Origin of the sequence: Lysobacter arenosi (assembly GCF_016613475.2) — a bacterium.
GTDB classification, from domain to species: domain Bacteria; phylum Pseudomonadota; class Gammaproteobacteria; order Xanthomonadales; family Xanthomonadaceae; genus Lysobacter_J; species Lysobacter_J arenosi.
The window spans coordinates 626,369-649,078 of record NZ_CP071517.1 but is presented as its reverse complement, the minus strand read 5'-3'; the positions used below and the strand labels follow the sequence as shown (position 1 = coordinate 649,078).

20 protein-coding genes are annotated in these 22,710 nt (G+C 68.6%); 6 read left to right on the top strand and 14 right to left on the bottom strand.

Translation table 11 applies throughout. The features are described from left to right. Positions 1 to 133: 133 nt before the first annotated feature. From glmM to trpB, 4 genes are all read right to left on the bottom strand, one after another. Positions 134 to 1,474 (bottom strand): phosphoglucosamine mutase, encoded by a 1,341-nt coding sequence (gene glmM, locus HIV01_RS03135; RefSeq protein WP_200604903.1) that lies wholly within the window; start codon positions 1,472 to 1,474, stop codon positions 134 to 136. Continuing rightward, positions 1,471 to 2,358 carry an acetyl-CoA carboxylase, carboxyltransferase subunit beta gene (accD, locus tag HIV01_RS03130; RefSeq protein WP_200604902.1) on the bottom strand — a complete coding sequence of 296 codons (888 nt, stop codon included), beginning with the start codon at positions 2,356 to 2,358 and terminating at the stop codon, positions 1,471 to 1,473. Before accD ends, glmM begins: the two co-directional genes overlap by 4 nt. Positions 2,359 to 2,439: 81 nt before the next feature. Further along, positions 2,440 to 3,240: a tryptophan synthase subunit alpha gene (gene trpA / locus HIV01_RS03125; protein ID WP_200604901.1), complete on the bottom strand. Its 801-nt coding sequence runs from the start codon at positions 3,238 to 3,240 to the stop codon at positions 2,440 to 2,442. Positions 3,241 to 3,258: 18 nt separating this feature from the next. Further along, complete coding sequence (gene trpB / locus HIV01_RS03120; protein ID WP_200604900.1) at positions 3,259 to 4,485, bottom strand: tryptophan synthase subunit beta; 1,227 nt, start codon at positions 4,483 to 4,485, stop codon at positions 3,259 to 3,261. Positions 4,486 to 4,658: 173 nt separating this feature from the next. Here trpB and HIV01_RS03115 point away from each other — a divergent pair, with 173 nt between their 5' ends. After that, a complete protein-coding gene (locus HIV01_RS03115) occupies positions 4,659 to 5,558 on the top strand; it encodes a LysR family transcriptional regulator (RefSeq protein WP_200604899.1) in 900 nt (299 codons plus the stop codon). Here HIV01_RS03115 and HIV01_RS03110 read toward each other — a convergent pair. From HIV01_RS03110 to prmB, 7 genes are all read right to left on the bottom strand, one after another. After that, positions 5,547 to 6,200, bottom strand: a complete 654-nt coding sequence (locus tag HIV01_RS03110) for a phosphoribosylanthranilate isomerase (protein ID WP_280633596.1) — start codon at positions 6,198 to 6,200, stop codon at positions 5,547 to 5,549. The genes HIV01_RS03115 and HIV01_RS03110 overlap by 12 nt on opposite strands. Further along, positions 6,182 to 7,027, bottom strand: a complete 846-nt coding sequence (gene truA, locus HIV01_RS03105; RefSeq protein ID WP_200604898.1) for a tRNA pseudouridine(38-40) synthase TruA — start codon at positions 7,025 to 7,027, stop codon at positions 6,182 to 6,184. Before truA ends, HIV01_RS03110 begins: the two co-directional genes overlap by 19 nt. A gap of 73 nt (positions 7,028 to 7,100) precedes the next feature. After that, entirely contained in the window at positions 7,101 to 8,951 is a 1,851-nt protein-coding gene (locus tag HIV01_RS03100; RefSeq protein WP_245156897.1) for a type IV pilus assembly protein FimV, read from the bottom strand. Positions 8,952 to 9,136: 185 nt separating this feature from the next. Continuing rightward, entirely contained in the window at positions 9,137 to 10,162 is a 1,026-nt protein-coding gene (locus HIV01_RS03095) for an aspartate-semialdehyde dehydrogenase (protein ID WP_200604897.1), read from the bottom strand. A 107-nt stretch (positions 10,163 to 10,269) separates the two neighbouring features. Beyond that, positions 10,270 to 11,268 (bottom strand): 2-hydroxyacid dehydrogenase, encoded by a 999-nt coding sequence (locus HIV01_RS03090; RefSeq protein WP_200604896.1) that lies wholly within the window; start codon positions 11,266 to 11,268, stop codon positions 10,270 to 10,272. After that, the gene (aroC, locus tag HIV01_RS03085; RefSeq protein WP_200604895.1) at positions 11,261 to 12,364 is read right to left on the bottom strand and encodes a chorismate synthase; all 1,104 of its coding nucleotides are present in this window, start codon (positions 12,362 to 12,364) and stop codon (positions 11,261 to 11,263) included. Before aroC ends, HIV01_RS03090 begins: the two co-directional genes overlap by 8 nt. Before the next feature lie 80 nt (positions 12,365 to 12,444). Continuing rightward, the gene (prmB, locus tag HIV01_RS03080) at positions 12,445 to 13,389 is read right to left on the bottom strand and encodes a 50S ribosomal protein L3 N(5)-glutamine methyltransferase (protein ID WP_200604894.1); all 945 of its coding nucleotides are present in this window, start codon (positions 13,387 to 13,389) and stop codon (positions 12,445 to 12,447) included. A gap of 90 nt (positions 13,390 to 13,479) precedes the next feature. Here prmB and HIV01_RS03075 point away from each other — a divergent pair, with 90 nt between their 5' ends. Together HIV01_RS03075 and asd are read left to right on the top strand one after the other, a co-directional pair. Next, positions 13,480 to 14,139: an SCO family protein gene (locus HIV01_RS03075; RefSeq protein ID WP_200604893.1), complete on the top strand. Its 660-nt coding sequence runs from the start codon at positions 13,480 to 13,482 to the stop codon at positions 14,137 to 14,139. Then, a complete protein-coding gene (gene asd, locus HIV01_RS03070; RefSeq protein ID WP_200604892.1) occupies positions 14,136 to 14,987 on the top strand; it encodes an archaetidylserine decarboxylase in 852 nt (283 codons plus the stop codon). Before HIV01_RS03075 ends, asd begins: the two co-directional genes overlap by 4 nt. Positions 14,988 to 15,097: 110 nt before the next feature. Here asd and HIV01_RS03065 read toward each other — a convergent pair whose 3' ends face one another. Continuing rightward, entirely contained in the window at positions 15,098 to 16,648 is a 1,551-nt protein-coding gene (locus tag HIV01_RS03065; RefSeq protein WP_200604891.1) for a transglycosylase SLT domain-containing protein, read from the bottom strand. 235 nt (positions 16,649 to 16,883) lie between these two features. Between HIV01_RS03065 and HIV01_RS03060 the strand changes: the two genes are divergently transcribed. After that, on the top strand, positions 16,884 to 18,437 hold the full coding sequence (locus HIV01_RS03060) for a helicase HerA-like domain-containing protein (RefSeq protein WP_200604890.1): 1,554 nt from the start codon (positions 16,884 to 16,886) through the stop codon (positions 18,435 to 18,437). A gap of 42 nt (positions 18,438 to 18,479) precedes the next feature. Here HIV01_RS03060 and HIV01_RS03055 read toward each other — a convergent pair whose 3' ends face one another. Beyond that, entirely contained in the window at positions 18,480 to 20,171 is a 1,692-nt protein-coding gene (locus HIV01_RS03055) for an MltF family protein (RefSeq protein WP_200604889.1), read from the bottom strand. Positions 20,172 to 20,311: 140 nt separating this feature from the next. Between HIV01_RS03055 and greB the strand changes: the two genes are divergently transcribed. Then, positions 20,312 to 20,824: a transcription elongation factor GreB gene (greB, locus tag HIV01_RS03050; RefSeq protein ID WP_200604888.1), complete on the top strand. Its 513-nt coding sequence runs from the start codon at positions 20,312 to 20,314 to the stop codon at positions 20,822 to 20,824. Beyond that, positions 20,817 to 21,296, top strand: coding sequence for a GNAT family N-acetyltransferase (locus HIV01_RS03045; protein WP_200604887.1), 480 nt, complete (start codon positions 20,817 to 20,819; stop codon positions 21,294 to 21,296). Before greB ends, HIV01_RS03045 begins: the two co-directional genes overlap by 8 nt. 9 nt (positions 21,297 to 21,305) lie before the next feature. Here HIV01_RS03045 and rimO read toward each other — a convergent pair whose 3' ends face one another. Continuing rightward, positions 21,306 to 22,655, bottom strand: a complete 1,350-nt coding sequence (gene rimO, locus HIV01_RS03040) for a 30S ribosomal protein S12 methylthiotransferase RimO (RefSeq protein WP_200604886.1) — start codon at positions 22,653 to 22,655, stop codon at positions 21,306 to 21,308. Positions 22,656 to 22,710: the final 55 nt, after the last annotated feature.

The following is a 22,710-nucleotide window of genomic DNA, read 5'->3' as shown; positions in this document are numbered from 1 at the left end:
TGCCTGCGTGGGTCGATGTTCGAGTGGAAATGATAGGTCTGTCACGTGGTGGCCGAGGGGCGACTTTCCCGCGATCGGCGCATCGGCGCGCGATCGCGGTCAAGCCTGCACCTGCGGTGCGGCGCAGCGGCGGTCAGGCCGCGGCGCGCACTGCTTCGGCGAGGCGGTCGAGCGTGTCCTGCATCAGCGTCGCGTCGTCGGCTTCCACGGTCACGCGCACGACCGGCTCGGTGCCGGACGGACGCAGGAAGGCACGTCCGCGACCGGCCACGGCCGCCTGGGCCTGCTCCAGCGCAGCCTGCACCGACGGTGCCTCGGCCGGTTTGGAGCCACCCTGGAAGCGCACATTCACGGTCTTCTGCGGCAGCTTGTTGAAGCCGTCGAGTGCCTGGGCCAGGCTCATGCCGCGGCGCTTGAGCACTTCCAGCACCTGCAACGCGCTGACGATGCCGTCGCCGGTGCTGGCACGATCCAGGCACAGCAGATGGCCCGACGCTTCGCCACCGAGCACGGCGTTGTTGGCGTGCAATTGCTGGTGGACGTAGCGGTCGCCGACCTTGGCGCGGACGAAGCCGATGCCACGCTCGGCCAGCGCGCGCTCGAGCGCGTAGTTGGTCATCAGCGTGCCGACCACGGGCCCCTGCAGGCGACCGGTCTGCTGCCAGTCACAGGCCAGCACGTAGATCAGGTCGTCGCCGTCGCGGACGACGCCGTCGCCGTCGACGAACAGCACGCGGTCGCCGTCGCCGTCGAAGGCGATGCCGAGATCGGCCTTGGTCGCCTTGACGTGCGCCGCCAGCGTTTCCGGATGGGTCGAGCCGACGCCGTCGTTGATGTTGATGCCGTTGGGGTCGATGCCGATCGGATCGACACGGGCACCCAGCTCGCGCAGAACCAGCGGTCCGAGCTGGTAGGTGGCACCGTTGGCGCAGTCCATCGCGATGCGCATGCCGCCCAGGTCGAAGCCCTTGGGCACCGAACCCTTGCAGGCCTCGATGTAGCGACCAAGCGCATCACGGGTGCGCACGGCCTTGCCCAGCTGCTCCGACGGCACGGTGCGGAACGGCTGTTCCAGCGCGGCCTCGATTGCCAGCTCGGTGGCATCGTCGAGCTTCTCGCCTTCGGCGGAGAAGAACTTGATGCCGTTGTCGTGGTGCGGGTTGTGCGAGGCCGAGATCACGATGCCGCCGTCGGCGCGCATCGAGTGGGTCAGGTGGGCGACGGCCGGGGTCGGCATCGGACCCATCAGCTGCACGTCGACGCCGGCGGCGACCAGGCCGGCTTCGAGCGCGGCCTCGAACATGTAGTTCGAGATGCGCGTGTCCTTGCCGATGATCACCACGGGGTTGCGCCAGTCGCGGCGAGGCAGCGCGTGGCCGTAGGCATTGCCCAGGCGCATCACGAAGTCGGCCGAGATCGGACCCTCACCGACGCGTCCACGGATGCCGTCGGTGCCGAAGTACTTGCGGCTCAAACACCCACCTCTTCGTCCACCGGTTGCGGTTGCTTCATCATCAACGCAAACAACGTGGCAAGACGGTCGCGCATCTCGCGGCGATCGCAGATCTGATCGATGGCGCCGTGCTCCAACAGGAACTCCGAGCGCTGGAAGCCTTCCGGCAGCGTTTCGCGCACGGTCTGCTCGATCACGCGCGGGCCGGCGAAGCCGATCAGGGCCTCGGGCTCGGCGAGGTTGAGGTCGCCCAGCATCGCGAACGAGGCCGACACGCCGCCGGTGGTCGGGTGGGTCATCACCGAGATGAAGGGCAGGCCCTTGGCGCGCATGCGTCCGAGCGCCGCCGAGGTCTTGGCCATCTGCATCAGCGAGAACAGGCTTTCCTGCATGCGCGCGCCGCCGGTGGCGGTGAAGCAGACCATCGGGCAGCCCAGCTCGACCGCGGTTTCGGCGGCGCGGGCAAAACGCTCGCCGACCACTGAACCCATCGAGCCGCCCATGAAGGCGAAGTCGAACGCGCAGGCGACCAGCGGCCGCTGCTTGAGGGTGCCGCTCATGGCGACCAGGGCGTCACGCTCGCCGGTGGACTTCTGCGCGGCCTTGATGCGGTCGGCGTACTTCTTCTGGTCCTTGAACCTGAGCACGTCGACCGGGCCGAGCTCGGCGGCGATCTCGGTGGTGCTGCCGGCATCCAGCAACGCGGTCAGGCGCACGCGCGCCCGGATCGCCATGTGGAAGCCGCACTTCGGGCAGACCTCGAGGTTTTCCTCCAGTTCCGGGCGGTAAAGCACGGCGCCGCAGCGGTCGCACTTCTCCCACAGGCCTTCCGGCACGCTGCGGCGCTTGGAAGCGCCAGTCTCGGTGCGGATGCCCGAAGGCATGAGTTTCTTGAGCCAGGACATGCGTTGGGTGTTCCCCGTTCAGGCTTGGTGAGTGCCGGATCAGGGTCCGGCCGAGCGGGCCAGTTTAGCGCAGTGGCGTGCTCAGGCCGGCAGGGCGTCGAGGGCAGCCCGTAGCGGTTCGAGAAAGTCCCTGGCCTGGGCGGCCGGATCGACTGCCTCGGCCAGCGCCGCCACCAGGGCGCTGCCGACGACGACGCCTTCGGCCTCGCCGGCCATGGCCGCCGCGCTGGACGCGTCCTTGATGCCGAACCCGGCCACCACCGGGACGCGGCTGCGGCTGCGGATCTCGTGCAGGCGGGCGTTGGCGGCGCCGGCATCGAGCCGGTCGGCGCCGGTGACGCCGGCAAAGCTGACGTAGTAGAGATAGCCCTGCGCCTGCTCGCACAGCACCTGCATGCGGGCGTCGGTGGTGGTTGGCGAGGCCAGCAGGATCAGTGACAGGCCGTGCGTCGAGAAGGCCACGCGGAACTCGGCGGACTCCTCCGGCGGCAGGTCGACCAGCAACACGCCGTCGACGCCGGCCGCGACCGCCTCGGCAGCGAAGCGCTCGGCGCCTGGAATCTCGACCGGATTGAGGTAGCCCATCAGCACCACCGGCGTGTCGGCATCGCGCTCGCGGAAGCGGTGCACGCAGTCGAACACGAACGACCGCCCTGCCCCACGCGCCAGCGCACGTTCGGAGCTGCGCTGGATGGTCGGGCCGTCGGCCATCGGGTCGGAGAACGGCACGCCCAGCTCGATGACGTCGGCGCCGGCTTCGACCAGCGCGTGCATCACCGGCACGGTGGCTTCGAGCGACGGATCACCGGCTGTGATGAAGGGGATCAGCGCCTTGCGGCCCTGCGCCTTGAGATCGGCGAAGCGGGTATCGATGCGGTTCATGGGCTCATCCTTAAGGCGTCAGCCAATCGAGATGCCTTCGCGCGCGGCAATCGTGTGCACGTCCTTGTCGCCGCGGCCGGACAGATTGCACAGCACGATCGCGTCCTTCGGCAGCTCCCGCGCCAGCTTCGTCGCCTGCGCGATCGCATGGCTGGATTCCAGCGCCGGCAGGATGCCTTCGCAGCGCGCGAGCTGGTGGAATGCCGTCAGCGCTTCGTCGTCACTCACGCCGACGTACTGCGCGCGACCGGCATCCTTGAGGAATGCGTGCTCGGGGCCGACGCCGGGATAGTCCAGGCCGGCCGAGACCGAATGCGTCTCGATGATCTGGCCGTCGTCGTCGCACAGCACGTAGGTGCGGTTGCCGTGCAGCACGCCCGGACGGCCGGCGGCCAGCGATGCGGCGTGATGGCCGGTGGCGATGCCCTCGCCCGCCGCTTCGGCGCCGACCAGGCGCACGTCGCGGTCGTTGAGGAAGGCGTGGAAGATGCCGATCGCATTGCTGCCGCCGCCGACGCAGGCAGTGACGGCATCGGGCAGGCGGCCGTATTCGGCCAGCATCTGTGCGCGCGCCTCGCGGCCGACGATCGCGTTGAAGTCACGGACCATGCGCGGATACGGGTCGGGGCCGGCGACCGTGCCGATGATGTAGAACGTGTCGCGCACGTTGGTGACCCAGTCGCGCATGGCCTCGTTGAGCGCGTCCTTGAGCGTGGCCGAACCGCTGGTCACCGGCACCACGGTCGCGCCGAGCAGGCGCATCCGGTAGACGTTGATCTTCTGCCGCTCGATGTCGGTGGCGCCCATGTAGACCACGCATTCCAGGCCCAGGCGCGCGGCGACGGTGGCGCTGGCGACGCCGTGCTGGCCGGCGCCGGTCTCGGCGATGATCCGGGTCTTGCCCATGCGGCTGGCGAGCAGCGCCTGGCCGATGGTGTTGTTGATCTTGTGCGCGCCGGTGTGGTTGAGGTCCTCGCGCTTGAGCAGGATGCGCGCACCGCCGACTTCCTCGCTCAGCCGCTGTGCGTGGTAGATCGGGCTGGGACGGCCGACGTAATGGGCCAGGTCGCGGTCGAACTCGGCGACGAAGGCCGGGTCGATCCGCGCGGCGTCATAGGCTGCAGCCAGTTCCTCGAGGGGACCGATCAGGGTCTCGGCGACGAAGCGGCCGCCGTAGCGACCAAAGTGACCGGAGGCGTCCGGGTAGGCGTGGTAGTCCACTTGGGTGAAGTCCACGGCGCTCATGTCAGTTCCTTTGGATCAATGCGGCAAGCAAGGCAGGAGGCCAGCTTGCTGGCGACTGGGGAGGGGGCGCCACCAGCAAGCTGGGCCTGCAACAACGGATCCCACCTTATCGCACGGTGCCGGCCACAAAAACCTATAAAATCGGCACGACCTGTCAGGAAAACTCACACCCAATGAGCCGTGACCTGCCCCCGCTCAATGCCCTGCGCGCGTTCGAGGCGGTCGCCCGGCTGGACAGCGTCAGCCGCGCGGCCGAAGAACTCCATGTCACCCATGGCGCGGTCAGCCGGCACCTGCGGGCGCTCGAGGAGACCCTCGGGACAGCGCTGTTCGTGCGCCAGGGCCGCGGCCTCGCCCTCACTCCCGCAGGCCGGCGCCTGCACGAAGCCGCCGAAGCGGCCTTCGAACCGCTGCGCGGCGCCTGGGCGGAACTGCGTCGCCGCCCCCAACAGGCACCGCTGGTGCTCGGATGCCCCGGCAGCGTGCTGGCGCGCTGGATGATTCCGCGCCTGGAACGGCTGACGCGCGAACTGCCCGATCTCAAGCTGCACCTGTCGGCAAGCGAGACGGCGCCGGATGCGCAAATGAGCGGGCTCGATGCGGCGCTGCTGATCTCGCAAGCGCCATGGCCGGCAGACTGGCAGGTGCACGAGTTGGCACCCGAGCGCATCGGACCAGTCCTCAGCCCGCGCCTGGAAGGTCACCAACGATTGCTGTCGTCGCCTGCAAGCGCGCTGCTCGGCGAGCCGCTGCTGCACACGACCTCGCGGCCGCAGGCGTGGCAGGACTGGGGCATTCGCATGGGACTGGAGCCGGAAGCGCTTCGTCTGGGCACCGGCTTCGAACACCTGTATTACCTGCTCGAAGCCGCGCAGGCGGGACTGGGCGTGGCGATCAGCCCGGAGCCGCTGGTGGCCGAAGACATCGCCGCCGGTCGCTTGCTTGCGCCCTGGGGCTTCGTGGCGACGGATGGATGCTGGGCGCTGTGCGCGCCGAAGCGAAGCAGCGATCCACGCGTGCCGCGGCTGGCGAGGTGGCTGCGCGCGGAACTTGCGACTACATCATCCGCGTAGGGCGTCGGCGCGGCGCACTTCCTCGACGAAGCGACGCATGCGCGCGGCATCCTTGATCCCGGGCGCGCTTTCGATCCCGCTCGATACATCCACGCCCCACGGGCGCACGACACTCACGGCCTCGAATGCGTTGTCGGGCACGATGCCGCCGGCCAGCAGGAAGGGCTTGCCCAGCTGCGCTGGAATGCGCGACCAGTCGAACGTGCGTCCGCTGCCGCCGGCACCGCCGACGGCGTGGCTGTCGAGCAGCAGCGCGGTCGCATCGGGATAGCGGGCGGCCCAATCGATGACCTGCCCGCCTTCATCGCCCATGGCGATCGCCTTCATGTACGGCAGGCCGAAGCTGCGACAGAACGCCTCGTCTTCTACGCCATGGAACTGCAACAGCGTCGGGCGCGCCTGCGCGATGACGTCATTCACTTCATCGGCCGTGTTGTCCATGAACAACGCGACGGCTTCGATCCCGGCGGCGACTTCCGTGCGCAGCGACGCGGCCTGCGTGACTTCAAGGCGACGCGGGCTGCGCTGCGCGAACACCATTCCGATCGCGTCCACGCCCAGATGGCAGGCCAGGCGGATGTCGTCGGCGCGGGTCATGCCGCAGAACTTGATGCGGGTGTGGCTCACAGCGCGCTCCCGGATAGCGTGACCTCGGCGGGCAAGTCCCACTGCGCCGGATAGCGCGGCCCGAGGAACACCAGCCCCGCCGACGGCGCGGTCGGACCGGCGACCGTGCGATCGCGACCGGCGAGCAACTGCGCGATCCACGCCTCGGGCTGCTCGCCGCTGCCAACCATCAGCAGGCTGCCGACGATGTTGCGGACCATGTGATGCAGGAACGCATTGGCCTGCACTTCGACCTCGACGATTTCGCCATCGCGACGCACGCGGATCGCCTGCATCTCGCGCATCGCGTGTGGCGCCTGGCAATGCACGGTGCGGAATGCGGAAAAGTCGTTCTCGCCGAGCAGCGCCTGCGCGGCGCGATCCATGGCGTCGGCATCGAGCGGGCGCCGCTCCCAGCTCAGGTACTGGCGGCCCAGGGCCGGACGCACCGGGCGATTGAGGATGCGGTAGCGATACCGGCGCGCGCGTGCCGAGAAGCGGGCATGGAAGTCGTCCGGCACCGGCTGGCACCAGCGCACGCACAACTGTGGCGGCAGGCGGCTGGTGACGCCGAGCATCCAGCCGCGCGGATCACGCACGGCGGTGCTGTCGAAGTGGACGACCTGGCAAGCGGCGTGCACGCCGGCGTCGGTGCGACCGGCACAGACCACCTCGACCGGATGCCCGGCGACGAAGGTCAGCGCCTGCTCGAGCGCGGCCTGCAGGGTCTGCTCGCCCTCCCGCTCCGGTTCGCCATGCTTGCTCAGCCGTTGCCAGCCCGAGAACCCGCTGCCGTCGTATTCGACGCCGAGGGCATGGCGCCGCGACGGGGGGGCGTCGGCGGCGGTTGCGGTATCGACCACGCTTCAGTCCAGTTGGGTCAGACCGGCAATATCAGTCCAGCCGGGTCAGTCCGGCAAGGGCAAGCCGGCTCGGTCAATCAAGTTCCTGCAGCATCCGCGAAGCGCGCTGGCGTGCCGACAGGTCGCCGTTGATGACGACTTCGGCAAGCAGTTGGCGAGCGCTTTCGCGGTCGCCCAGGTCGAGGTAGGCGCGGGCGAGTTCGAGGCGCTCCTGGCCGGGCTGCGTCGCCATCGAAGGCTCGACGCGGCCCTTGGTGTCGGCCGATGCGACGTGCCACGCCGGTGCGACAGTGCTGGGAGCCGGTGCCGCCGCGACTGCCGGAGCGGACGCCTGCAGTTCGAACGCCGGCGCTGCGGGCTCTTCCTCGACGCGCAGTTCGGCTTCGGCCTGGACCGGGGCGCGCTGCTGTGCCGGGAAGGAGGATTCGGCGAACGAATCGGCGATCGACGTCGCGGCTGCGGCATCGCCAGGTAGCGGCGCGCGGAACACCGGCTTGACAGGGCGGCGACGCATGAACCAGCCACCAACCACGGCCAGCAACAGCACGCCAGCGCCGATCAGCGAGGGCATCGCCGAAGCGGCCTGCATCGCCTGGTCCTTCTGGTTGCTCTGCGCCAGGCGCTGCTGGGCGGCGGCCAGCTCGCTGTCCTTCATCGCGATCAGTTGCTGCTGCTTGCTCTGCAGCTGCTCGAGTTCCGCGACGCGGCCCTTGAGTTCCTGCAGCTCGGCTTCGCGCGCGGCGAGGGTTTCGGTGTTCTGTTGCAGTTCCTGACGCAGCATGTCGCCCTCACCACCGGCGTTGATGCCGGATTGTGTACCCGCCTGGGTAGCGCTGCTGGCGCCAGGCGGAACGATTTCCAGACGTGCATCGGCACTGCGCGGGTTGGCCGCCGCAGTCGTTGCACCAGCCGCCACCGGCGTTGTCGCCGCGGCGGCGCTGCCGGCTTCGAGTGCCGGCTGCGGCACCGCGCGACGTGCATCGCGCCACTGCCGCACCTGGCTGCTGACCAGCTGGCGCGCCTGCGCCGCATCGACGCTGGCGACCTGATCGCGGGCCGGCACGGCCAGCACGGCGCCAGCCTTGAGCCGGTTGACGTTGCCGCCGATGAACGCTTCGGGGTTGGCACGCAGCAGCGCGATCATCGCCTGGTCGAGGGTGAAGCCCTCGCCCTGCACGCGACCGGCAATCTCCGAAAGGGTGTCGCCACGACGCACCGAGTACTCGCCGGCAAGATCGCCCGCGGGTACTTCGACTGGCGAGGCACTGGCCACTTGCGCCGGTTCTGCCGCCGGGGTGGGCGTCGGCGTCGGCGCAATTGCGTTGGCGTCTTCGTTGTTGTCGCCGTCGGGACCGGCAGCGACGGTTTCTTCAGCCGGAGCGGCTTCTGCCGGAGCGTCCGCGGGAGCGGCGGCCACTTCCGGTTCGAGCGGGCGCTCGACGATGTTGGGTGCGGAGACCACGGTCTCCTCGATCTGCGGCTGCAACGGCGCCGAGACCGTACGCGGGGTGTCCAGCAGCGCCGAGTACTCGCGCACCAGCCGGCCCTGGCCCCAGTCGACCGAGACCAGGAAGGTGAGCAGCGAGTCGTTCACCGGCTGGTCGCTGGTGACGCGGATGACCGGCCGCCCGGCCGAGTCCAGCGCCGAGGCAAAGCGCAGTTCGGCGACGACGCCGCTGGGCGGTTGCAGGCCGATGCGGGCGAACACCAGCGGCGAAGCCAGCTCCGCCTGCAGGTTCTCCAGCTCCGACGGATCGTTGGAGACGATCGGAATCTCAGCCAGGAATGGCTGCCCGATTCGCGACTTGACCTCGATCTGGCCCAGGCCCAACGCCGACGCGGCGCCGCTGGCAAGGGCCAGCGCCAATGCCAGCACCGTGCGCGAGCCGCGCCTGGCCGGCTGTTTCACTTGACGTTGTTTCACTTCGGATCCCGATGCCGTCCCCCGGCGGCGACTCTAGCCTTCGCCGGGGTCAGGGGCAATTGAAACCGTCGCCGAGTGCGATCGCGGCGACGGATTGAGGGCCGCGAGCCGTTCGGGAGCGGCCTTGCCGCCCCCGGCCCTGCTCAACCGCGCATGCTCAACCGCGCATGCTCAGTCGCGCATGCTCAGCCGCGCTCGGCCCAGACCAGCTCGGCGAGCTGGACCGCGTTCAGCGCCGCGCCCTTGCGGATGTTATCCGAGACGATCCACAGGTTGACCGCGCGCGGGTGCGAGAAATCGTCGCGGATGCGGCCGACATACACCGGGTCGTTGCCCGAGGCGTGGGTGACCGGGGTCGGGTAACCGCCGGCCCTGGGCTCATCGACCACTTCCACGCCGGGCGCGGTCAGCAGCATCTCGCGAACCTGCGCGGCGGTGATCTTCTCGCGGGTCTCGACGTTGACGGCCTCGGAGTGGCCGTAGAACACCGGCACGCGCACCGCGGTCGGGTTCACCTGGATCGAGTCGTCGCCGAGGATCTTGCGCGTCTCCCAGACCAGCTTCATCTCTTCCTTGGTGTAGCCGTTGTCCTGGAAGTCGTCGATGTGCGGGATCAGGTTGAAGGCGATCTGCACCGGGAAACGTTCCGGCTGCGGATCCTGGAAGTTCAGCAGCGCGCCGGTCTGGCGGCCGAGTTCCTCCAGCGCCGAGCGGCCACCGCCGGACACCGACTGGTAGGTCGCCACGTTGATGCGCTCGATGCCGACCTTGCGGTGGATCGGCGCCAGCGCGACCAGCATCTGCATGGTCGAGCAGTTGGGGTTGGCGATGATGCCGCGCGGGCGGTTGGCCACCTGCTCGGGATTGACCTCCGACACCACCAGCGGCACGTCGTCGTCGTAGCGGAACGCCGAGGAGTTGTCGATCACCACCGCACCGGCGGCGGCGAACTTGGGCGCGTACTCCTTGGAAATGCTGCCACCGGCGGAGAACAGCGCGATGTCGACGCCGCTCGGATCGAATTTGGCGAGGTCTTCCACCACCAGTTTCTTCGCACCGAACTCGATCTTCTCGCCGGCCGAGCGTTCGCTGGCGAGTACGTGCAATTTGCCGATGGGGAACTGGCGCTCGGCGAGGATCTTGAGCATGGTCTCGCCGACCGCGCCGGTGGCACCGACGATGGCAACGTTGCAGGAGTTCTTGGCGTTCATTGGTTCCTTGTGGTCCTGGTTGGTGGGGCTGCCGGATCCGATCCGGCGGGTGGGGTGACGGCATTATCCGCCAACAACGGTCGATCTCCCGCTGATGGCAGCGGGACTCAGCGTTTGAGCTGACCGGCGTTGACGGGTGTCGGCGGGCGGCCGGCGTCAGGGCCGAAGCCCAGCGCGGCAATCAGGTTGTCGACGGCCAGGCTGACCATCGCCCGCCGCGTGGCGAGGCTGGCGCTGGCGATGTGCGGGGTCAGCACGACATTGCGCAGCGCGAGCAGGCGCGGATTCACCGCCGGCTCGCCTTCGAACACGTCCAGGCCTGCGGCGGCCAGCCTTCCGGCGGAAAGCGCGTCGGCCAGCGCATCCTCGTCGACCAGGCCGCCGCGGGCGACGTTGGTCAGCGTCGCGGTCGGCTTCATCTTCGCCAGCGCCGCGGCATTGACCAGGTGATGCACCTGCGGCGAGTACGGCAGCACCAGCACCAGGTGGTCGGCCTGCACCAGCAGCGAATCGAAATCCACGTATTGCGCGCGGCAGTCGCGCTCGATGCCTTCCGGCAGGCGGCTGCGGTTGTGGTACAGCACGCGCATGTCGAAGCCGGCGGCACGGCGGGCGATGCCCTGCCCGATCCGTCCCATGCCGAGGATGGCCAGGGTCGAGCCGTGCAGGTCGCCGCCGAGCAGCGTCTCGAAACTCCACTGCCGCCACTGGCCCTCGCGCAGCCAGCGTTCGCCCTCGGTGATGCGCCGTGCCGCGGCCATCATCAAAGCGAAGCCGAAGTCGGCAGTGGTTTCGGTCAGCACGTCGGGCGTGTTGGTGACGACGATGCCGGCACGGCTGAGCGCCGGCACGTCGAGGTTGTTGTAGCCGACGCCGACATTGGCGATCGCGCGCAGGCGGCCGGCGCCTGCGACTTCGGCCGCGCCGATCGGATCGTTGAGCGTGACCAGGGCCCCGTCGCTGCCGGCCAGCGCAGCGGCAATGGCTGCACTCCCGTGCTGGGTCACCTGCGCGGTGTCGTCGACATCGAAGTGCTCACGCAGGCGTCCGACAATGTCGGCGAACAGGGGTTGCGACACCCACACCCGCGGCCGCGCTTCAGCCATCGAGCGAACCTGCGATGCGCGGCGTCGGCAGTTCTACGTCGCCGCACTGGGCGCGGTGGCGCAGCGCCTGGTCCATCAGCACCAGCGCCACCATCGCTTCGCAGATCGGCGTGGCGCGGATGCCGACGCAGGGATCATGACGGCCGGTGGTGACCACCTCGACGACATTGCCGTGGACATCGAGGCTGTCGACCGGCAGGCGCAGGCTCGAGGTCGGCTTGAAGGCGACCGAGCAGCGCAGCGGCTGCCCGCTGCTGATGCCGCCGAGGATGCCGCCGGCGTGGTTGGAGGCAAAACCCTCGGGTGTCATGTGGTCGCGGTGCTCGCTGCCCTTCTGCGTGACCACGCCGAAGCCGTCGCCGATCTCCACGCCCTTGACCGCATTGATGCTCATCAGCGCGCCGGCCAGTTCGCCGTCGAGCTTGCCGTAGATCGGCTCGCCCCAGCCCGGCGGCACGCCGGTGGCGATGACGTCGACGCGCGCGCCGACCGAGTCGCCGGACTTGCGCAGCGCATCCATGTACAGCTCGAGTTCGGTGACCTGGCGGGTGTCGGGCCAGAAGAACGGGTTGTCCTCCACCGCCGCCAGGTCGAAGCCGTCGGGCACGATCTCGCCAATTTGCGACAGGTAGCCGCGAACCACGACGCCATGGCGGTCGGCCAGCCACTTCTTGGCGATCACGGCAGCGGCGACGCGCATCGTGGTCTCGCGCGCCGAGGAGCGGCCGCCACCGCGCGGGTCGCGGATGCCGTACTTCTGCCAGTAGGTGTAGTCGGCGTGGCCCGGGCGGAACTGCTCGGAGATTTTCGCGTAGTCCTTGCTGCGCTGGTCGGTGTTGCGGATCAGCAACGCGATGGGAGTACCGGTGGTGACGCCTTCGTAGACACCGCTGAGGATCTCGACCTCGTCGGCCTCGTGGCGCTGCGAGGTGTGGCGGGTGCGGCCGGTGGCGCGCCGCTCGAGGTCGCGGCGGAAGTCTTCCGGCGCGATCGCGATGCCGGGAGGACAGCCGTCGACGACGCAGCCGATCGCCGGGCCGTGGCTTTCACCGAAGGTGGTTACCGAGAGCAGCTTGCCGAAGGTGTTGCTGGACACGGGGGATCCTGTTGTCTGGACCGGTGCACTCTAGCAATCGGAAATGGTTGCTGCCGGAACCACGGCCGCGGTGCGCGGCCTCAGCCGCGCGCGTCCGCCAGTTCCTTGATGCGGGCGTGATGCTCGACCATGTCGCTGCGCTCGACCACGAAGATGCCCATCTGGCCGACCTTGAACTCGACCCAGGCCATCGGCAGCTCCGGCAGCAGCGCCACCAGGGCCTGCTCGGCTTCGCCGACTTCGCAGATCAGCAGGCCGTGTTCGCTGAGGTGATCGGGTGCGTCGCGCAGGATCTTCAGCGCCAGGTCGAGACCGTCGTCGCCGGCGCGCAGGCCCAGGTCGGGCTCGTACGAGTATTCCTTCGGCAGCGCATCGGTCTCGTCGTTGGTCACGTACGGCGGGTTGGTCACGATCAGGTCGTAGACCTCGCCCTGCAGGCCCTTGAACAGGTCCGACTTGCGCAGCGTGACGTTGTCGGCATGCAGGCGCGCCTTGTTCTCGTGCGCCAGCGACAGTGCGTCGTCGTTGATGTCGGCGCCGTCGACCTGCCAGTACGGGTGGTAGTGGCCGGTGGCAATGGCGATGCAGCCCGAGCCGGTGCACAGGTCGAGCACGCGCTCGACTTCGCGACCGCCCAGCCACGGCTCGAAGCCGCTGGTGATCAGTTCGGCGATCGGCGAACGCGGCACGAGGGCGCGGCGGTCGCTCTTGAAGCTCAGTCCGGCGAACCAGGCCTCACCGGTCAGGTAGGCGGCCGGGACGCGCTCACCGATGCGGCGCTCGAATAGCGCCAGCACCTTGGCCTTCTCATCCGCGGTCACGCGCGAGGTGCCGTAGACCGGGCTCAGGTCGTGCGGCAGGTGCAGCGCATGCAGCACCAGCTGGGTGGCTTCGTCCAGGGCGTTGTCGTAGCTGTGGCCGAAGGTCAGGCCCGACTCGTTGAAGCGGCTGCCGCCGTAGCGGATCAGGTCGATGATCGAGACCTGTTCGAACTGAACGGCCTGGAGGTTGGCGGAGCCGGACATGGCGAGGCCTTGCATTGGGGGTCGGCGATTATACCGGGCGACCGGTATCATGCCCGCGCGCCCAGCCGGGGCGGCCGTTCAAGAGACATCATGTTCAACCGCACCACCGTGCTCATCCTGATCGCCGCCCTCGCCGCCGCCCTGGGGCTGTGGGCCGCGCAACGCCATTTCGGCCCGGTCACCGCCTCCAAGTGGCCGCAGACGCAGGTCGTGCGCCTGTTCGAGCCCGCCCGCGAGCTGCCGTCGTTCTCGTTGCGCCAGTCCGATGGCACGGCGCTGGTGCCAGGTGAGCTCAAGGGCCACTGGACGCTGGTGTTCCTGGGCTTCACCCATTGCCCGGACGTTTGCCCGACCACCTTGGCGGAGATGGCCCGTGCCCAGAAGCAGTGGGCAGCCCTTCCGGAAGCCACCCGCCCGCGCGTGCTGTTCGTCTCGGTCGATCCCGAGCGCGACACGCCGGACCGCATCGGCGAGTACGCCCACGCCTTCCACCGCGACACCCTGGCCGCCACCGCCGACATCCCGGCGCTGGAAGGCTTCGCCAAGTCGCTGAGCATGGTCTTCGCCAAGGTGCCGGCACCCGACGGCGCGCCGGCTGACCAGTACAGCGTCGACCACAGTGCCTCGATGGCGGTCCTCGACCCGCAGGGACGCATGGCCGGCATCATCCAGCCGCCGCTGGACCCCAAGGCGATCGCTGCCGACATGACCGCGCTGACCCAGGCGGCCGCAGGAGTGCGCGCCGAATGAGCCTGGTCACTGCCCTCACCTATGTGCTGCCGCATCGCCTGCTGTCGTCGATGGCGCGCCGCTTGGCCTACTCGGACTCGCCGATGGTCAAGCAGTGGCTGATCGACACGGTCACGCGCAAGTTCGGCGTCAACCTCGCCGAGGCGGCCGAACCCGATCCGAACGCGTATCCGACGTTCAATGCCTTCTTCACCCGCGCGCTCAGGCCCGGCGCGCGCGTTGCCGATGCCGATCCGCGCTCGCTGCTGATGCCCGCCGACGGCCGCATCAGCCAGTGCGGCCCGATCGAGAACGGCCGCATCTTCCAGGCCAAGGGCCAGTCGTTCACCGCCGCCGAACTGCTCGGTGACGATGACGCCGCCGAGCCGTTCAACAACGGCCTGTTCGCCACCGTGTACCTGTCGCCCAAGGACTACCACCGCGTGCACATGCCGTGGGGCGGCAAGCTGCGCGAGACCGTGCACGTGCCCGGCCGCCTCTTCAGCGTCGGCCCGGCCGCGGTGCAGAACGTGCCGCGCCTGTTCGCCCGCAACGAACGCCTGGTCTGCCACTTCGACACCGACTTCGGGCCGATGGCGATGGTGATGGTCGGCGCGCTGCTGGTCTCGGGCGTGGAAACGGTGTGGAGCGGCGTGGAGATTCCGCGCTACGGCGACACCGTGACCGTGAAGGACTACCGCGGCGCGGACATCACCCTGGAGCGCTTCGCCGAGATGGCGCGCTTCAACTATGGCTCGACCGTGATCGTGCTGCTGCCGCCGGGCGTGGCGGCGCTGGACCCCTCATTGAAGGGTGAATCGCCGGTGCGGCTGGGCGAAGTGCTGGCGCGTCGTTCGGACGCGGCATAAGCAGGAGTCCGTCATCCCCGCGAAGGCGGGAACCAGGGACATGGCTTCTGCACGCCCCTGGATGACGCTGGATCCCCGCCTTCGCGGGGATCACGTACCGGTGGCGGGCCTCAGCCCTCGCAGCCGTCCAGCTTGATCTTCTGTCCCGGCTTGATCGCGTAACGCGGTGCCTTGAGCTTGTTGGCCTTGGCCAGGTCACCGGTATCGCACTGGAACTTCTGCGCGATCGCAGTCAGCGTTTCGCCGCGCTTGACCGTATAGGACGACGGCTTGGACGCCTTCTTCGGTGCCGCCTTCGCCACCGCCACCGCGCCGGCCGAACCGGTGCCCGCGCTCTCGGCTTCGTACACCACGTCGCTCGAATTCACCGGAGTGACCGGCCCGGTCCGCACGATCGCCGAACTGGCATCGCTCATCACAAGCGTATGCGCGAGGTCGGCGCGCTGGCCCTGGATGCAGTAGCGGTTGTACAGGCCGACCATTTTGGTGGTGGCGTTGAGGACGGTGCCGGTAGGCAGGTAGCGGTCGGCCTCGTAACGCGGGTTGAGGTTGCGCAGCGCGCGCATGTAGCCGTCACGCGAACCGCTGCTGCCCAGGCAGATGGTCAGCTCGTAGATCGAGCTGGGCTTGCTCAGCCGCAGGGCCGCCGCGCGCGCGTCGACCTTCGGGAAGCTCAGGCCGTACTCCTTTGGATGCAGGAACAGCCATGCCGCGGCGATCACCATCGGCACGTAGTCGCGGGTTTCCGCCGGGAACTGGTTGTAGACCGACTCGTCCCAGAAGTTGCGCCCGCCCGAGCTGTTGTAGACGCGCTGGGCGCGGCCCTCGCCGCCGTTGTAGGCAGCCAGAGACAGCTCGATGCTGCGGTTGAGCTGGCCCAGGCGCTCGTTGAAATAGGACGCTGCCGCCTGTGCCGATGCGCGGGCGTCGTAGCGGGTATCGAAGCCGGTACCGTCTTCGCCCAGGCCGAAGCGCAGACCGGTGCCGTACATGAACTGCATCGGCCCGGCGGCGCCGGCGCGCGAGGTCGAATGGACGCGGCCGTTGGACTCCTTGGCCATCACGCCGAACAGCAGCGCCTCGGGCAGGCCGGCGCGCTCGAACTGCGGCCACATCGACTGGCGCAGGTACTGGTAGTTCTCGAACGTATCGATCAGCGCCGGGCGCATGTCGGTCAGCCAGCGGCGGATGCCCGCCTGCACGGCCGGGTTGTACTGCACCATCTTCACGAAGCGCTGGCCGTCGGCACTGAGCAGCGCCGCGGCACGGGCGGCCTCGGGCACGTCGGCGGTGATGCTGCCGGCGCCTTCGTCCTCGCTGTCTTCGGGCACGTCGTCGCCAGCGGCAACGTCGGCGTTCTGCTTCAGCAGGCGCTTGTAGGCGGTCAGCATGGTCGTGGGCGAGCAGCCCTTCTGCTTCACGCAGGCGGCCATCACGTCTTCCATGTCCTCCAGCGAGGCATCGACCTCGCTGCGCCCGGACGGATCGGCGTTGCCGACCTTGACGATGCCCTGGCGATAGCGGGCCTCGGCGGCCTGCATGCGCTGGTCGAGTGCCTCCACGGCTGCCTGGTCGCGCTTGGAGAGGGCATGCGCGCTCGGCGCAAGAGTGGCGAAACCGAGCGCGAGCAGCGCGACGGAAGGACGAACCAGTGCGGGCATGGACGACAACTGAAAGCGGGGGACTGGGAGGGTAGCGTTGCCTTGCGAACGCGGGCAAGCACTGTTGCAGCCAAAGTGCGTGAATGGGGATATGCGTGGCAAATGCGGCCCGTATCGGTGCCGGCAGCGTCCAGCCGGGAAACTTTCCCGGTGTCCATGCGCGCCCGAGCAGCATTCGGCGACGCCGCATAGAATCGTCCGCACTTCCCCCACTGAACCGAGCACGGACCCGGACATGGACCCAAGCACAGGCACGACAGGCACTATTCTCATCGGCAAGGCCGTCACCACCCCGACTTCCCTGCCCGACAGCCACGGCCAGGTGTACCTGCTGTCCAAGTTCGGCAACCGCCATGGCCTGGTCGCCGGCGCCACCGGTACCGGCAAGACCGTGACCCTGATGACCCTGGCCGAAGGCTTCTCGCGCCAGGGCGTGCCAGTGTTCCTCGCCGACGTGAAGGGCGACGTCGCCGGCCTGGCGATGGCCGGCACCAGCAGCGACAAGCTGCAGGCCCGTGTCGCGGAGATCGGCATCGGCGACTACGCCAGCCAGGCCAGTCCGGTCGTGTTCTGGGACCTGTTCGGCAAGCTCGGCCACCCGGTGCGCACCACCGTCAGCGAGATGGGCCCGACCCTGCTGGCGCGCGTGCTCGAACTCAACGACACCCAGTCGGGGGTGCTCGACATCGTCTTCAAGCTCGCCGACGACCGCGGCCTGCTGCTGCTCGACCTGGAGGACCTGCGTGCCCTGCTCGGCCTGGTCGCGGCCGAGCGCAAGGACATCTCCACCAGCTATGGCCTGGTCAGCGCACAGTCGATCGGCGCGATCCAGCGCTCGCTGCTGCGCCTGGAACAGGAAGGCGGCGAGATGTTCTTCGGCGAACCGGCGCTGGAACTGACCGACCTGATGCGCACCCACACCGACGGGCGCGGCGTGGTCAACATCCTCGCCTCCGACCAATTGGTCCTGAAGCCGCGGCTGTACTCGAGCTTCCTGCTGTGGCTGCTGTCGGAGCTGTTCGAGAACCTGCCCGAGGTCGGCGACCTCGATAAGCCCAAGCTGGTGTTCGTCTTCGACGAGGCCCACCTGCTGTTCGACGACGCGCCGCCGGCGCTGCAGCAGCGTGTCGAGCAGGTGGTGCGCCTGATCCGCTCCAAGGGCGTGGGCGTGTATTTCTGCTCGCAGTTTCCCGACGACGTGCCCGACAACATCCTCGGCCAGCTCGGCAATCGCGTGCAGCATGCGTTGCGGGCGTTCACGCCGCGCGACCAGAAGGCGGTGAAGACCGCGGCGCAGACCTTCGTCGCCAACCCGGCGCTGGACGTGGCCGAGACCATCTCGCAGCTCGGCACCGGCGAGGCGCTGGTGTCCACGTTGCAGGAGAAAGGCGTGCCGATGCCGGTCGAAAAGACCCTGGTGGCGCCGCCGCGTTGCCGCATGGGCGCGATCACCGAAGCCGAACGCGCGCAGGTTCGCGCCGGCAGTCCGGTCGGGCCCAGGTACGACACCCGCATCGATCGCGACTCGGCCGCCGAAGTGCTGGCACAGAAGGCCACCGCCGCGGCCGAACAGGCCAAGGCCCCCCCGGCGCGCACGCGCGAACAGGACGATGCCGACGAAGGTGGTTTCAGCCAGTCGGTGAAGGACGCCGTGTTCGGCACCAAGCGCCGCCAGGGCATGGTCGAGACCATGGCCAAGCAGACCGCGCGAACGGTCGGCAACCAGATCGGCCAGCAGATCCTGCGCGGGCTGCTGGGCGGGATCTTCGGGGGCAAGGCTCGGCGCTGATTCGCACCTGCTCCGGCGGCGGCCCAACGTCGCCGGGGCCGCTCAGGATTTGCGTTTGCCAACCTGCTCCCGCGCGCGCTTCTGCGTCTGCTGCATCTGCATCGTCAGCTTGTAGGCGGTGTAGTACTTGTAGATGTTGCGCACGTAGGTCGTCGTTTCGATGCCGATCTTCTCGGCGGTGACGATCTCGACGTTGTTGAACCATTTGTCCGGGTTGAGTCCGCGCCTGGCCGCCTCGCGCCGCATCCTGGCGATGTTGCCGGGGCCCGCGTTGTAGCTGGCGAAGGCGAAGAGCGGTCGCACGTCCTTGCTGAAATGCGCATCCTTGAAGTACTGGCCCATCAGCTTGTCCATGTACTTTGCACCGGCGTGGATGTTGGGCTCGACCTGGCGGATGTCGCCGACCTTGAGCTCGGCCCCGGTGGCCGGCATCACCTGCATCACTCCGATCGCGCCGACGTGGCTCTTCGCGTCCTGGCGCAGGCGTGACTCCTGGTAGCCCTGCGCCGCCAGCATCACCGGATCGAAGCCGTACTGCGCGCCGTACTTCTCGAACAGGCCGACGACCTGCTCGAACTGCCGCCATTCCTCGCCGCCGGTGTTGTTGCCGATCTGCTTGATCTGCTTGTGGAACTGCGCCAGGCGATAGTCGATCACGCCCTGCTTCTTCACCCAGTTGACATAGAAATCCTGCAGCGCCGCAGCGAGCTGCGGACTCTGCTTGCGGTAGGCCCAGCCGACATACCCCTGTTCGCGCAGCACCAGGTCGTCGCGCGGGCGGATGTCGGGCAATACCTGCGCCCACAGCCGCGCCTTCCAGTCGTCGACGACGATGTACTCCAGCAGGCCTGCGTTGAGCATCTCCAGGAAGTCCTCGTCCTCCAGCGCCTCGGGCAGGGGCACGATGGTGATGGCCGGTTTGCCTGACTTGACCAGCCGCTCGCTGAGCGCCTTGAGGCTCTCGTGGTAGCTGCTGGCCAGCCGCACATGCACGCGACGCCCGGACAGTTCGTCCAGCCGGGCGATGGCTGGCGAGGCCGGGCCGGTCACCAGTAGTTCGCGCACCGGCTTGCGGTCGCGCGGCGCGGCGAAGTCGACGATCGCCTCGCGCGCGGGCGTCACGGTGAGGTTGCCCGCGCCGATGTCGCCCAGGCCGCTGGCGACATCGGGCAGCAGGCGATCACGCGTGGTCGGAATCAGGTAGAGGGTCAACGGACGCTTGCCCAGCTGCTTGGCGTACTTGCGGTTGATGTAGCGCTCGAAGTCGCGCAGCAGCTCCGCACTGAGGCCGCGCTCGCGGCCCTTGTCGGTGAAGTAGAGGGTGCGGCTGTACGGCACCAGCGCACGGATCATGCGCCGCTCGAGCATCGCGTCGAAGTCGCCCTTCCACGGCCGGTTCTCGAGGTTGAGCTGGCGAACCGTGCTGGCCTGTTCGGGCACGGCGGTAGCTGCAGCGGCGTCCGCCGCTGGCGCCTGTGGGGACCCGGCAGGAACCTCCGGCGCGGCCTCGGCCGGACCTTGCGCCTCGACCGGCGACGGGGTCGGCGCCACCTCGGGTCCCGGCGCAACATCCTGCGACCGCTCCGCCGAAGTCGGAGCCGCAGCCGTCGTGCGTGCCTGCACCGGCGGCGCAGCGGGCGCCGGCGCCTGTTCGCGCGAACACGCGACCGCCAGCAGCAGCCACAGCCAACCCACGCGGACGCACCGGTACCGCCATGCTGCCTGCGTCTTCATGACCGCTTCTCCGGGAGCTGCCAGAAGGTTGCGCCGCGCTTCGTTCAGACCGCGTGTGAGCCGACGGCTGCGGCTCGCACCGGGCTTGAGGGACGCCGTCGGCTCTGCGATAACGGTCGCCCGTCCCCATGTCCTCGCCGATGTCCCGCTGGCGTCCCCCTGCCGAGAAAAGCACCGCCCTGATCACCCGCGGCGGCCACGATCGCCTCAAGTCCGAGCTCGACGAGCTGTGGCGCGTCAAGCGTCCGGAGGTGGTCAAAGCGCTGGCCGCGGCCGCCGCCGAGGGCGACCGTTCCGAGAACGCCGAGTACACCTATCGCAAGAAGCAGCTCGGCGAGATCGACCGGCGTGTGCGTTACCTCAGCAAGCGCCTGCCGTCGCTGCGCATCGTCGACACCGTGCCGACCGATCCGGAAGCGGTGTTCTTCGGGGCGCGCGTGGAAGTCGAGAACATCGCCAGCGGCGAGAGCCAGCGCTATCGCATCGTCGGCCCGGACGAGACCGACGCGCGCGCGGGCTGGATCAGCATCGATTCGCCGTTGGCACGCGCGATGCTCAAGAAACGCCTCGACGATGAATTCGAAGCGATGCTGCCCGGCGGCGCCGCGCGCTTCGTGATCGTCGACGTCAGTTATGGCGATGCCGGTGCCTGAGCACGCTGTCGGACCACGTGTCGACCTGCGCGAGGCGACAGTCGCCGACGCGGCCGCCATGAGCGCGCTCGTGTGCGAATTGACCCGACGCTGGATCGCACCGGATTGCACGCCTGACGGCGCGGCGCGGCTGCTGCAGATGCTCGCGCCAGAACCCACGGCCAAGCGCCTGGATGACGGCTTCCGCTACCTCGTGGCGCAGCGTGGCCAGGTACTGGTCGGCGTTGCGGCGTTGCGTCCGCCTGCCCACCTGTTCCATCTGTTCGTCGCCGAAGCGGCGCAGCGGCAAGGACTGGCGCGTCGCATGTGGGAAACCGTGCAGGCGTGGGTGGAACCGCCTGCACTGATCACCGTCAACGCCTCGCGCCACGCGCTGGCGGTCTACCGCCAGCTGGGATTCGAAGCGACCGGCCCGGAACTGTGCGAGCACGGCATCGTGTTCACACCGATGCTGTGGCGCCCGCCGAGCTGAGGCCGTGCCTCAGTCGTCGAACGCGACTTCGCCGAACAGGTCGTGCTCGTCGCTGCCCATGATCTCGACGTCGACGAACTCGCCCGGCTTGAGGCCGGCCATGAAGCCGTTCTGGATCTGCACGAGACCGTCGATCTCTGGCGCGTCGGCCATCGAGCGCGCGATCGCCAGTTCGCCGTCGAGCGCGTCGACCAGGCAGCGCTGGGTGGTGCCGACCTTGGCTTCGAGCTTGGCCGCGGAAATGTCCGCCTGGCGCTCCATGAAGCGCGCAAGACGCTCGGCCTTGACCTCTTCCGGCACCGGATCGGGCAGCGCGTTGGCGCTGGCACCGTCGACCGGCGAATAGGCGAACGCGCCGACGCGGTCGAGCTGGGCCTCGTCGAGGAAGTCCAGCAGCTCTTCGAACTCGGCCTCGGTCTCGCCGGGGAAACCGACGATGAAGGTCGAGCGGATGGTGATGTCCGGCGCGATCGAGCGCCAGCGCTGGATCCGCTCGAGCGTCTTGTCGACCGCGCCCGGGCGCTTCATCAGCTTGAGCACGCGCGGGCTGGCGTGCTGGAACGGGATGTCCAGGTACGGCAGCAGCTTGCGCATGCCGTTGGCGCCGGTCTCGGCCATCAGCGGGATGATGTCGTCGACGTGCGGATACGGGTACACGTAATGCAGGCGGGTCCAGATGCCCAGTTCGCTCAGGCCCTCGCACAGCGCTTTCATGCGCGTCTGGTAGGTCTTGCCGCGCCATTCGTGCTGCGCGTACTTGACGTCGACGCCGTAGGCCGAGGTGTCCTGCGAGATCACCAGCAGTTCCTTGACGCCGCCCATGGCGAGCTTCTCGGCCTCGCGCAGCACCTGGTCGACCGGACGGCTGACGAGGTCGCCGCGCATCGACGGGATGATGCAGAAGCTGCAGCGGTGATTGCAGCCTTCGGAAATCTTCAGGTAGGCGTAGTGCTTGGGCGTCAGCTTGATGCCCGTGTCGGGCACCAGGTTCAGGAACGGATCGTGCTTGGGCGGCAGTGCCGCGTGCACCGCGCTCATCACGCTGCCGTAATCCTGCGGGCCGCTGATCGACAGCACGCCCGGGTGCGCCTCGCGGATCTGCTCGGGCTTCTTGCCCAGACAACCGGTGACGATGACCTTGCCGTTCTCGGCGATGGCCTCGCCGATCGCGTCCAGCGACTCGGTCACGGCCGAGTCGATGAAGCCGCAGGTGTTGACCACGACCACGTCGGCATCGTCGTAGGTCTGGACGATGTCGTAGCCCTCCACGCGCAACTGGGTGAGGATGCGTTCGGAGTCGACCAGCGCCTTGGGGCAACCGAGGCTGACGAAACCGACTTTGGGATTGGCTAGGGACATTGAAGGAACCGGGCATGTCGAGTTGCAGTCGCGCCAAGTGCAGCGAGCGACCTGC

Excerpts from the sequence above, each read along its gene's own strand:
- accD (WP_200604902.1), bottom strand. The coding sequence starts at position 2,358 with ATGTCCTGGCTCAAGAAACTCATGCCTTCGGGCATCCGCACCGAGACT.
- trpA (WP_200604901.1), bottom strand. The coding sequence starts at position 3,240 with ATGAACCGCATCGATACCCGCTTCGCCGATCTCAAGGCGCAGGGCCGC.
- trpB (WP_200604900.1), bottom strand. The coding sequence starts at position 4,485 with ATGAGCGCCGTGGACTTCACCCAAGTGGACTACCACGCCTACCCGGAC.
- HIV01_RS03115 (WP_200604899.1), top strand. The coding sequence starts at position 4,659 with ATGAGCCGTGACCTGCCCCCGCTCAATGCCCTGCGCGCGTTCGAGGCG.
- HIV01_RS03095 (WP_200604897.1), bottom strand. The coding sequence starts at position 10,162 with ATGAACGCCAAGAACTCCTGCAACGTTGCCATCGTCGGTGCCACCGGC.
- HIV01_RS03090 (WP_200604896.1), bottom strand. The coding sequence starts at position 11,268 with ATGGCTGAAGCGCGGCCGCGGGTGTGGGTGTCGCAACCCCTGTTCGCC.
- prmB (WP_200604894.1), bottom strand. The coding sequence starts at position 13,389 with ATGTCCGGCTCCGCCAACCTCCAGGCCGTTCAGTTCGAACAGGTCTCG.
- HIV01_RS03075 (WP_200604893.1), top strand. The coding sequence starts at position 13,480 with ATGTTCAACCGCACCACCGTGCTCATCCTGATCGCCGCCCTCGCCGCC.
- asd (WP_200604892.1), top strand. The coding sequence starts at position 14,136 with ATGAGCCTGGTCACTGCCCTCACCTATGTGCTGCCGCATCGCCTGCTG.
- HIV01_RS03065 (WP_200604891.1), bottom strand. The coding sequence starts at position 16,648 with ATGCCCGCACTGGTTCGTCCTTCCGTCGCGCTGCTCGCGCTCGGTTTC.
- HIV01_RS03060 (WP_200604890.1), top strand. The coding sequence starts at position 16,884 with ATGGACCCAAGCACAGGCACGACAGGCACTATTCTCATCGGCAAGGCC.
- HIV01_RS03055 (WP_200604889.1), bottom strand. The coding sequence starts at position 20,171 with ATGAAGACGCAGGCAGCATGGCGGTACCGGTGCGTCCGCGTGGGTTGG.
- greB (WP_200604888.1), top strand. The coding sequence starts at position 20,312 with ATGTCCCGCTGGCGTCCCCCTGCCGAGAAAAGCACCGCCCTGATCACC.
- rimO (WP_200604886.1), bottom strand. The coding sequence starts at position 22,655 with ATGTCCCTAGCCAATCCCAAAGTCGGTTTCGTCAGCCTCGGTTGCCCC.